The 9,458-nt window shown below is 69.8% G+C and carries 12 protein-coding genes; 6 read left to right on the top strand and 6 right to left on the bottom strand.

The genetic code is table 11. The features are described 5' to 3' along the window. Positions 1 to 140 precede the first annotated feature (140 nt). A complete protein-coding gene (locus ABZW11_RS31345) occupies positions 141 to 1,049 on the bottom strand; it encodes a helix-turn-helix transcriptional regulator (protein ID WP_355424839.1) in 909 nt (302 codons plus the stop codon). Positions 1,050 to 1,238: 189 nt separating this feature from the next. On the opposite strand from ABZW11_RS31345, the gene ABZW11_RS31340 reads away from it, so the two are divergent. The 3 genes from ABZW11_RS31340 (at position 1,239) to ABZW11_RS31330 (ending at position 3,742) form a co-directional block, all read left to right on the top strand. Continuing rightward, complete coding sequence (locus ABZW11_RS31340) at positions 1,239 to 2,180, top strand: hypothetical protein (protein ID WP_355424836.1); 942 nt, start codon at positions 1,239 to 1,241, stop codon at positions 2,178 to 2,180. Next, complete coding sequence (locus ABZW11_RS31335) at positions 2,177 to 2,725, top strand: hypothetical protein (RefSeq protein WP_355424833.1); 549 nt, start codon at positions 2,177 to 2,179, stop codon at positions 2,723 to 2,725. Before ABZW11_RS31340 ends, ABZW11_RS31335 begins: the two co-directional genes overlap by 4 nt. Before the next feature lie 777 nt (positions 2,726 to 3,502). Beyond that, positions 3,503 to 3,742, top strand: a complete 240-nt coding sequence (locus tag ABZW11_RS31330) for a hypothetical protein (protein ID WP_355424830.1) — start codon at positions 3,503 to 3,505, stop codon at positions 3,740 to 3,742. A 298-nt stretch (positions 3,743 to 4,040) separates the two neighbouring features. On the opposite strand, the gene ABZW11_RS31325 is transcribed toward ABZW11_RS31330, so the two are convergent. Beyond that, on the bottom strand, positions 4,041 to 5,378 hold the full coding sequence (locus ABZW11_RS31325; protein ID WP_355424827.1) for an MFS transporter: 1,338 nt from the start codon (positions 5,376 to 5,378) through the stop codon (positions 4,041 to 4,043). 215 nt (positions 5,379 to 5,593) lie between these two features. Between ABZW11_RS31325 and ABZW11_RS31320 the strand changes: the two genes are divergently transcribed. Next, complete coding sequence (locus tag ABZW11_RS31320) at positions 5,594 to 5,764, top strand: hypothetical protein (protein ID WP_355424824.1); 171 nt, start codon at positions 5,594 to 5,596, stop codon at positions 5,762 to 5,764. Between the two features lie 2 nt (positions 5,765 to 5,766). Here ABZW11_RS31320 and ABZW11_RS31315 read toward each other — a convergent pair whose 3' ends face one another. The 3 genes from ABZW11_RS31315 to ABZW11_RS31305 are packed head-to-tail and all read right to left on the bottom strand — an operon-like array spanning position 5,767 to position 7,563. After that, positions 5,767 to 6,225 (bottom strand): dihydrofolate reductase, encoded by a 459-nt coding sequence (locus ABZW11_RS31315; RefSeq protein WP_355424821.1) that lies wholly within the window; start codon positions 6,223 to 6,225, stop codon positions 5,767 to 5,769. Beyond that, positions 6,222 to 7,019: a thymidylate synthase gene (locus tag ABZW11_RS31310; RefSeq protein WP_355424818.1), complete on the bottom strand. Its 798-nt coding sequence runs from the start codon at positions 7,017 to 7,019 to the stop codon at positions 6,222 to 6,224. Before ABZW11_RS31310 ends, ABZW11_RS31315 begins: the two co-directional genes overlap by 4 nt. A 10-nt stretch (positions 7,020 to 7,029) precedes the next feature. Then, positions 7,030 to 7,563: a hypothetical protein gene (locus ABZW11_RS31305; RefSeq protein WP_355424816.1), complete on the bottom strand. Its 534-nt coding sequence runs from the start codon at positions 7,561 to 7,563 to the stop codon at positions 7,030 to 7,032. A 39-nt stretch (positions 7,564 to 7,602) separates the two neighbouring features. Here ABZW11_RS31305 and ABZW11_RS31300 point away from each other — a divergent pair, with 39 nt between their 5' ends. After that, positions 7,603 to 7,977, top strand: coding sequence for a DUF4260 family protein (locus ABZW11_RS31300; protein ID WP_355424813.1), 375 nt, complete (start codon positions 7,603 to 7,605; stop codon positions 7,975 to 7,977). On the opposite strand, the gene ABZW11_RS31295 is transcribed toward ABZW11_RS31300, so the two are convergent. Continuing rightward, positions 7,951 to 8,703: an SDR family NAD(P)-dependent oxidoreductase gene (locus ABZW11_RS31295; RefSeq protein ID WP_355424810.1), complete on the bottom strand. Its 753-nt coding sequence runs from the start codon at positions 8,701 to 8,703 to the stop codon at positions 7,951 to 7,953. The genes ABZW11_RS31300 and ABZW11_RS31295 overlap by 27 nt on opposite strands. Positions 8,704 to 8,795: 92 nt before the next feature. Between ABZW11_RS31295 and ABZW11_RS31290 the strand changes: the two genes are divergently transcribed. Continuing rightward, entirely contained in the window at positions 8,796 to 9,398 is a 603-nt protein-coding gene (locus tag ABZW11_RS31290) for a TetR/AcrR family transcriptional regulator (protein WP_355424807.1), read from the top strand. The last annotated feature ends 60 nt before the right edge of the window (positions 9,399 to 9,458 follow it).

Below are 9,458 nucleotides of genomic sequence, written 5' to 3'. Positions count from 1 at the left end.
CGCCGCAATCTGGCACAACTGGAACACCGACGCACCGGTGAAACGGTCCCTGACCGCCTACGACCACTAACCAATTTCACATCAGCGATCTAGCCGGTGAACGCCGCTGGTGCCGGCCGCCTGTCAGCCTCGACCGCCGCTCAGCCCGTCTTCGCGGCGGCGAGCTCCCGCAGCAAGCCGGCGGTCCGCTCGGGTGGCAGCGCCGCCAGGCCCAGTTCGTCCATCAGGGCGTGGTGGGGCAGCACGTCGGCGCTCTTGGTCAGGTATTGGGCCGTGGTGAGCTGCTCGATGTAGACGACGTCGGGCAGTTGCTGCTGCGGGAAGCGCAGGATCGTCACCGGGCCGAGCCCGCCGGCGCAGGCGCTGGAGGTGAACGGCAGCACCTGGATGGTGACGTGCGGCAACTCGCTCATCTTCGTCAGGTGCTCCCACTGGGCGCGCATGATCGCCTCGCCGGCGACGCGTCGGTGCAGCGCGGCCTCGTCCAGCACCACCCAGAGCCGTGCGGGATCGTCCCTGGTCAGGACGCGCTGGCGGCGCATCCGCAGCGCCACCCGCTGCTCGACGCTGTGACTCCCGGCGCTCTCGGCGCCCTGGGTGATGACCGCCCGCGCGTAGTCCTCGGTCTGCAGCAGGCCGGGCACCAGCTGCACCTCGTAGGCGCGGATGAGGCAGGCGTCCTGCTCCAGCCCCAGGAAGGGCTCGAACCAGTCGGGGATCGCCTCGCGGTATTCCTGCCACCAGCTCGGCGCGTTGGCCTGCTCGACCAGCGCGAGCAGGCTGGCCCGCGCGCCGTCGTCGGTGACGCCGTACAGGGTCAGCAGGTCGGCCACGTCGCGCGCCTTGAACCCGGTGCGCCCCGCCTCCATACGGCTGATCTTCGAGTTGGACCCCCGGATGAGGAACGCGGCCTCCTCGCGGCTGACCCCCTGCGCCTCCCGCAGCCGCCGAAGCTGGGCCCCGATCAGGGCCCGCAGGGTCGTCGGTGCGGACCAGAGCCCGCTGCCGTCAGAGACGTCGTTCAGGTCGCTCATGTCAGCAGCAGGCATCCATGCTCCTCGGTTCCGGGACCCTCGCCGCGCTCCATCCTGGCACGGACCAACGCGCGTGAGCCCGCTTATTCTCGCAAGAAGATCGGCCGCGTCGTCCGCCTGATCAGGTGATGTCGCGGCGAAGCGTGACGAGCCGTCGCCGTACGTGAAGATCGGGGCGGCCAGGAAGACCGCTGCGACCTGGCGGTGGCGTACAGCCTCATCCTGTGGTGGCCGTTCGCGGTGCTGCCCGACGAGGTCGGCGCGGTCGTTCAGCTCGTCATGTGGGGCGCGATCGACGTCCTCCTCCTGCTCGTCATCCGCTGGCGGTCGCGCGTGCTGCGGGCGGCGGCCGGGGTGATGTTCGCGATCCAGATCCTGGTGATGGTGGAGGACCTGCTCGACGAACTCGACATCTGGGAGTTCGACTGGAACGACGTCGCCTGGTGGATCTACATCGCGGTCTGTGTCGCGGCGACCGTTCTCACGGTCGCCGGGCAGTGGCGCGACGGCCGGTGGAGTCGCGGCACGCTGATCGCGGGCTGGTTGTCGTTGACCTCCTTCGCGTTCAACTTCCCGATCGGCACCTTCTTCGAGCCGCTCACCAGCGCCTGGCCGACGTCGATGGTCGTCAGCCACGTGCTGGGGCTCCTCGGCGTCGTGTGGAACGCGGCGACCGCGCGGGAGATGCCCGTCGCGGACGGTCATCCGGTGGCCGCGTCCTCGCGGCGGCGGGGGTGGGGGCATCGCGTCGCGCTGGCGGCCATGCTCGTCGTGCCGATGGTCGTAATGATCCAGCCCGAGCAGAACGCGCGTCACACCTTCGACGGCGGGTCGCCGGACTGCTACGGCCGGCCCAGCTTCGCGACCTCAAACCCGAGGAACGCGAGCCCACGTTCCTGTGCCTGGCGCGCAGCACGGATTACGGGCAGCCACCCATGTTCCCTGACAGCATGCCGGACCAGGCCGTCCTCGCGTACGGGCGGGAGCTGTGCCGGGCGAAGGACCGTACCGAGCAGGAGGCGCTCCTGCGGCAGGCCGGGAGCGCGCGGGCCGCCTGGGGCGTCGACGGCTGGGACCTCGTCTACGTCTGCCCCGAGATCGTCGCGAAAACCCAGCCTCACCTGCTGCGCTCCTCCGAGCAGTTGAAGGCGGACGAGCGCGACTACATCGCCGAGAAGAACGCCAGATGCCGTGACCCGTGGCCCCGGAGCAGGGGCGTCGTCCAGGCCACGGCCAACTACTTCCTGTTCGTCGACGGCGACCCCGGCTACGTGGTCACCGACTCCGCCAACGACGAGGGAACGGGCGAGGACGCGATGGACGAGCTCTACAAGGAGGGCAACACGACCGGGCTCGGGGTCACCCCCGGCACGGTGCTCGTCGGGCACGTCGCGGACGTCAGCGACGTGTGCATCACAGTGAAGGCGTTCCGCAAGGCGCCGCCGCCACGGACCGCCGGGTGGGACTCGGTGCATGAGGTTGCGATCACCAGCCGCAGCGGCACGCTCCAGGTTCCGGAGAAGGACGGAGGAGAAGTGGGCGCGGGCGCCCCGATGCCGAACCTCGCGATCAAGGGCAAGGGCCGCTACCGGCTGCGCGTGTACGTACGGGTGAGCGACGGAGGAGAGGAGGAGCACCTGGTCGTCGTGTACCCCGGAAGATCGAGGAAGCAGATCGCCCTGAAGTCGTGACCGGACGCCGTCGCGCGGTGTCGCCCACGATCAGCGGGGTCCACCACTCGCCGATGCGTTCCAGGGATTGGCCGATCGAGCAGTGCCTCTCCGACGGTTCGCCGGCCCCGCCGCCTGGGTGCACATCGACGAGTTCCCCGAGGGCGACTGGGGGCGGGCGGGGAGGTCGTCCGGATCGAGGACCTCGTCGCCCTGGTGGCCGCACCCCAGTGCCCGCACTCTAATGGCCGCCGCCCCGCTGTCCTGCGGGGCGGCTCAGCGGCAGCAGATCCAGCCGTAAGGTCTTCTTCAGGTTGTCACGGCAAGATTGCGCGGATGGGAACCATCGGCCCTGCTACTTCCATCCCATTTAGGGAAGGTGCGAGGAACCGGCCACCGGATTCTCGTACGTACCAGCGAAGTCGCAGGGGAGGTCACCGAATCGAGGTGCAAGCAACGGGCCGCACGCAAGCCCCCCACGGCGGCACGACCGCCGGCGATCGCGGCGCGCCCGGCCGATCCCTTCCATGGCCGGGGGAGTGGCCATCCCCCGGCACCGTCGCCCGCGCAGGCGTACGGTCGTCCGGCATTTCCCGAGCGTCCCGAGGCCGGGCACGACACGAGCGTGCCCGGTGCACCCACCGACGACGGGGGTATCGCGTTCGACCCGGACCTCTTGCCCGCACGCAGGCGGGGGAGCGTGACCCGCTCCCCCGCCGCGTCCACCACGACGACGAGGAAGACAATCACATGCATCCTGAGGCGTTAACCCGACGCGCGCGCCGCCACGGATGGAAGGTGGCGTCCGGCGCCGGCCCCGTGGTCGCCGTCGAGCGCCACCACTGGCGCATGAGAGTCACCTTCACCGGCACGGCCCCGCAGACGGCCAGCATCACCGGCCCCGACCTCGAGGAGAGCCGGCCCGTCAATCTCCGCCTGATCAACACGTTGCTGCGGGCGAGCCCGGCCGAGATCGCCGAGCATGCCGCCGAGGCCATCATCGGCGGCGGCCAGGACGGTGATCGGGCACGCACGTGACGGATCCGCCAGGGGGGTGACCGGGGCCGGACGGCCCCGCACCCGTCCCGCCACAGAGCTCACGCGATCATGTCCTTGAGCTGCGCACGCAGCTCCGGCCAGGCGTCACCGAGTACTCGAGGTCCTCGGCGCGCCCGCCGAGACGCTCGGCGATGGCCTCGACGGTCAGGGAGTCGGTGACAGGCTGTACGACGGTCCAGCAGGTGGCCTCAGCGAGATGGGGGCGATGCCGCAGGAAATCGGCGTAACTGCTGAAGATCAGTGATCACGACGGCAGTATGGCCACCCTCACCGACAATCAAGGCCGGCTCGGCTCGGGGTCCGCCGGTAGCGTGATGCGGTGGCTGAGCCGCCGGTACGGGCGGCTGCGCAGGGCCACGGCGGTGGCGATCAGGCCGATGACGCCGACCGCCATGAAGATGAGGGCGAGACCCCGGTCGGTGCCCGTGCCGAACCAGTCGCCGATCGTCCTGGCGCCCGCGCCGTCCGTCATGAACGGGATGACGACGAACTGGGCGATCGGGGAGATCAGGAACGCGGTCAGCGGGGACGCGGCCTGCTCCACGCTCTGCGCGAACCCGAAGACCCGCCCCTGCCGCTCATAGGGGACCACTTTCTGCAGGATCGTCTGCTCCGCGGCCTCCGCGTACGGGACGAGCAGCATGTACGCGTACATCCCGACGGCCAGCAGCACGATCGACGACCGCAGCGGGAACAGCAGTGTGACTCCCCACAGGACGAGGTTGACGAGCAGCAGCACCTTCACCGGGTTACGGCCCAGACCGGTCCGTGAGACGAGCAGGCCGCCGGCGATGAACCCGGTGCTCAGCACACCCCACAGCAGCCCCCACACCTGCACGGGCACCAGCGACAGCCCGTAAGGATCCATCAGCGCCATGAAGACGCCGCCGAGGAAGTTGTTGAAGGCGGAGAACAGGATGAGGGCCGTCAGCCCCGGCACCTCCCCGACCAGCCGCATCGTGCCGCGAAGATCCACCGACCGCTTCGGCGCGTCATCCGAGACCTCCGGGCGTTCCGGTACGCGGACGACGGCCAGGTGCAGCAGAGCGACCGCGAGGACCGCGAGGCTCAGGACGAGCACCCAGTACATGCCGCCGATCGCCACCAGCGCCCCGCTGAACACCGACGTCACCAGGAAGCTCACCCCCGTCGAGCTGCCGACCAGCCCGTTGGCGCGATCCCGGCCCTCCTCGGGGATCAGCAGGGTGACCAGGGTCGGCAGCGCGATCGTCCTGATGTTGCCCACGATGACGCCGACCATCAGCAGCACGACCATCACCCACAGGACGACACTGCCCGGATCGGTGAACGTCTCCTCAGGCACCGCCAGGTAGATGCCCAGCGCCCCGGCGTACAGCAGGAGCGAGGCCAGCGCCGACGCCTGCATCATCGTCTTCTTCGCATGGTGATCGACCAGGCTGCCGAACCAGATGCCGGATAAGGCGGTCATCACCAGGAAGATGCCGGAGATCACGCCCGTGGCGAAGACCGACCGCGTCTGCAGGTAGACGTAGAACGTGATCGCGAACCACGCCGTGCTGTTGACCACCGACACCAGCACGGTGTTGCCCAGCAGCTGGTAGAAAGTCCTGCGATCTCCAGGAATGACGCTCATGAGCCGCCTCCCGTACCTTTCGTCATGATGTCCTCGGACGTTGAGACCCCTCGGAGCGGGATAACTCATCGCAGGACGCCGCCCGTACGGACGATAATCGAGCGCGACATGGAATTCTTCTGCCGTCACCGTGACCGCCCCGGCTCCGCGACCCTCCGTGAGAAGCTCGTGGACGGCCTCGGCGCGGGCGAGGCCGAGGAGTCACCGCCCGGCCGGTGGGACGACCTGATGGCCTACGGCCGCTGCTGTCCGACGACGGCGGCACCTGGCTGGGCACGGCGGCCCTGATCCGGGCGACGGATCGACAGGCGGCACGCACGCTCCTCGACCCGGATCGGTACGCCGGCGTCGAGGTCCACGCCTGGGAGTTCGGCGGACGACGCTGAGCTCAGCTCCAGCTCAGGAACCGGTAGTGCAGGCCGGTCGACGACTCCTGCCACGCCCCCACGGAGTCGGGCGCGCGTCCCACGTCCGGCGCGTGTGTGTCCCCTTCGAAGGGCTCCCGGATCTGGGTGACCACGATGCGGTCGGCCAGGGGCAGCGCCGCCCGGTAGACGGCCGCGCCGCCGATCACCCACACGTCCCCTGACGCCGCGGCGAGCGCCTCCTTCAGGTCGGTGAAGGTGTCCACGCCCTCCTGCGGCGTGCGCGACAGCACGAGGTTGCGCCTGCCCGGCAGCGGACGGAACCGCGGCGGCAGCGACTCCCACGTGCGGCGGCCCATGAGCACGGTCGCGCCCGCGGTGAGGGAGCGGAAGTGCTTCAGGTCCTCCGGCAGGTGCCACGGCATCGTGCCGTCGCGGCCGATGACGCCGTTCGCCGACTGCGCCCAGACCAGCCCGATCACACCGCCACCGGTGCCTTGATGGCGGGGTGCGGGTCGTAGCCGTCGAGGACGAGGTGCTCGTAGGTGTAGTCGAACAGGCTGTCCGCCGGCTTCAGGCTCAGCGTGGGGAACGGCCGCGCCTCGCGTGCGAGCTGCGTACGGACCTGCTCCTCGTGGTTGTCGTAGATGTGGCAGTCGCCGCCGGTCCAGATGAAGTTACCGACGCCGAGCCCCACCTGGTCGGCGATCATGTGCGTCAGCAGGGCGTAGCTCGCGATGTTGAACGGCACGCCGAGGAACAGGTCCGCGCTGCGCTGGTAGAGCTGACAGGACAGCTTGCCGTCGGCGACGTAGAACTGGAAGAACGCGTGGCAGGGCGGCAGCGCCATCTGCGGGATGTCGGCGACGTTCCACGCGGAGACGATGATGCGCCGGGAATCGGGATTGTCGCGCAACGCCCGCAGCACTTCGCTGATCTGGTCGATGTGCCCGCCGTCGGGGGTCGGCCACGACCGCCACTGCACGCCGTAGATCGGGCCGAGCTCACCGTCCGGCCCCGCCCACTCGTCCCAGATCGTGACGCCGTTGTCCTGCAGCCACGTGACGTTCCCGTCGCCGCGCAGGAACCACAGCAGCTCGTACGCGACGGAGCGGAAGTGCACCTTCTTCGTCGTGACCAGCGGAAAGCCGTCGGACAGCCGGTAGCGCAACTGGTGACCGAAGATCGACCGCGTCCCGGTGCCTGTGCGGTCGTTCTTACGGGCGCCCGTGTCGAGCACGTGGCGGAGCAGATCTTCGTACTGGGTGTCCGGCATGCCCGCGAGCTTAACGGGTCAGCCCTGAGCCGGCCTCTTCCGGCTCGTCCAGTGACGACGGCCGCAAGGGGCGGGTGCTCATGACCCATGAGCCCGCCACGCGCGGAAGGCACGCCTGGACACGGGCTTGGGCCTGTTCGCCGAGCTCGTCCTGGTCGATCGACCAGTCCATGCGCGGCGGACCGTCCCCTAGGAAGACGGCCTCCAGGTAGTCGTTCCACCGCCCATAGGAGCTCAGGACGACGAACTCCTCCGGCGCGTCCAGGTCCAAGACGACATAACGGCCGTAATCCTCTTCGCTCTGAGGGTTGAGGAGGAGTTCCGCCGTCAGCGCCACCCGGTCGTCGCGGGTGTCCGGCCCGAGCCAGGCCCACAGGGGCGGCCGGCCCGAGCAGTCGATGCCGCGCCGCGCCATCTCCGCCACCATCTCCTCGTACGCGGGACGGTACGAGGGGCTCAGCACCCTGGCCCAGTCTCCGGCCAGTTCCCCGTGGTCCTCCAGCGACTGGAGCACGAGTCGGTGCTGAACCGTCCACAAACGCATCGGACAGAGTATGCCAGCTCGCGACATTAGGATGACGGGGTGGGCAACGACTTACCGCCGCGGGCCGGGCTGGGCCGGAGGGTCGCCTGGGGTGCGCTCGGGCTGTTCCTCGCGGCGTTCGCGATCTTTGAGAGCTGGAAGTACGGCCTGCCGACCACGGCCGCCGCCCTTGCGTTCTTCGTGCTGCCCGACGTGGTGCGGCTGGCCGGGGCGCGGCCAGGAGGGCCGCTGTACCAGGTCGTGCACCGGGGGTGGATCCCGCTCGTGGTGGTGGTCGGCTACAGCTTCGGGCCGGTGGTGTGGCCGCCGTTGTTCACGGCCGGTCTGGGGTGGCTCACGCGGATCGCGCTCGATCGTACGCTCGGGCGCGGTCCCGCCGGTGCCGCCTCAGTCGAGCGTGCCGGCGCCGTATGAGGCGGCGACGGTCTCCAGGTCGAACGTGCTCGGAGGGCCGATGAGGCTCGCCTTGGCGTCGGCGCCGATGCGGTCGACGATCTCGATCTCGCCGGCCTCCAGTCCGTCCAGCGCGAGCCGTACGAGGTCGGCGGGGTCCTGCAGGACACCGTCAGGGAACTCGATGCCGGCGTTCGCGGCGAACTCCTTCATCGTCTCGGTGGCGATGAGCCCGGGGACGAGGGCGGTGACCTGCGTGCCCTGGGCGGCCAGTTCCACGCGGACGCCGTTGGTCAGGCCCCATTGGGCGGACTTGGCGGCGGCGTAGGAGGTGTTGCCGTCGACCGTGGTCCAGGCGGCGGCCGACAGGACGTTGAGGATGGCGCCGCCGCCGTTGCGGGCCAGGATGGGCGCGAACGCCCTGATCATGGCGAGGGTGCCGTAGTAGTTCGAGTCCATCGTCATGCGGATGGCGTCGAGGTCGCCGGTCATGAAGTTCCCGCCGGCGGTGAACGCGGCGTTGTTGATCAGGACGTCGACGTCGGTGGCGATCGCGGCGGCCGCGTCGACGGAGCCCTGGTCGGTGATGTCCAGGCCCAGGACCTCGGCGCCCGGGACGTTCACGAGTTCGGGACGGCGGGCGGTGGCGTAGACCTTCGCTCCGCGTCGCAGCAGCTCGACGGCGAAGTGGTGGCCGATGCCGCGGTTGGTGCCGGTGACGAGGGCGGTGGCGCCGTGCAGTTCCATGGAGGCAGCTCCTTAAGATGACCGATAGGTCAAGATGTCTGGCGAACGTACCCAGAACATGACCTCTCGGTCAAGTTGCTAGGATCGCGGTCGTGACCAAGCCTGAACGCCCCCTGCGCGCGGACGCGGCACGCAACCGCCGGCTGCTCCTGGAAGCGGCGGCGGCCGAGTTCGCCGAACGCGGCCTGGACGCCTCGATGGCCGACATCGCCCGCCGGGCAGGGGTGGCCAAGGGCACGGTCTTCGCGCACTTCGCGACGAAGGAGGAGCTGATCGTCGCGACCGTCGGCCACTACTTCGCCGAGCTCACGGCCCTCGCCAGGCGGCTGCTCGACGCGGCCGACTCAGGGGCGGCGCTGCTGGAGTTCCTCACCGTGGCCTGCGGCAACCAGCAGCAGCACGACCTGGCGTTCCTGCAGACGGTCACGGAGGGCGACTCGGAGGTGACCAGGCTCAGAAACGAGCTGCACGAGAGCATCGGCGCGCTGGTCGATCGGGCCCGCGAGGCGGGCGCCGTCCGGCCCGACATCATCGGCACCGACATCTTCCTGCTCATCTGCGCACCGGTGCACGCGGTCGGGTTCCTGGCGAAACCGGACCCTGACCTGTGGCGGCGCTATCTCGCGATCATCTTCGACGGGCTGCGCCCGGAAGGCGCCAGCCCGCTGCCGCACCCGGCGCCGACCTGGCCGTGACCGTCACAGGGGGGAGCGCCGGCAGGCTGAGCGGCGTGCTCCCTCCCCGGTGCCGCCGCC

The organism is Nonomuraea sp. NPDC004580, assembly GCF_040609855.1.
Taxonomy (GTDB): domain Bacteria; phylum Actinomycetota; class Actinomycetes; order Streptosporangiales; family Streptosporangiaceae; genus Nonomuraea; species Nonomuraea salmonea.
The sequence above is the reverse complement of the archived record's forward strand: the minus strand, read 5'-3'. Positions and strand labels throughout refer to the sequence as shown.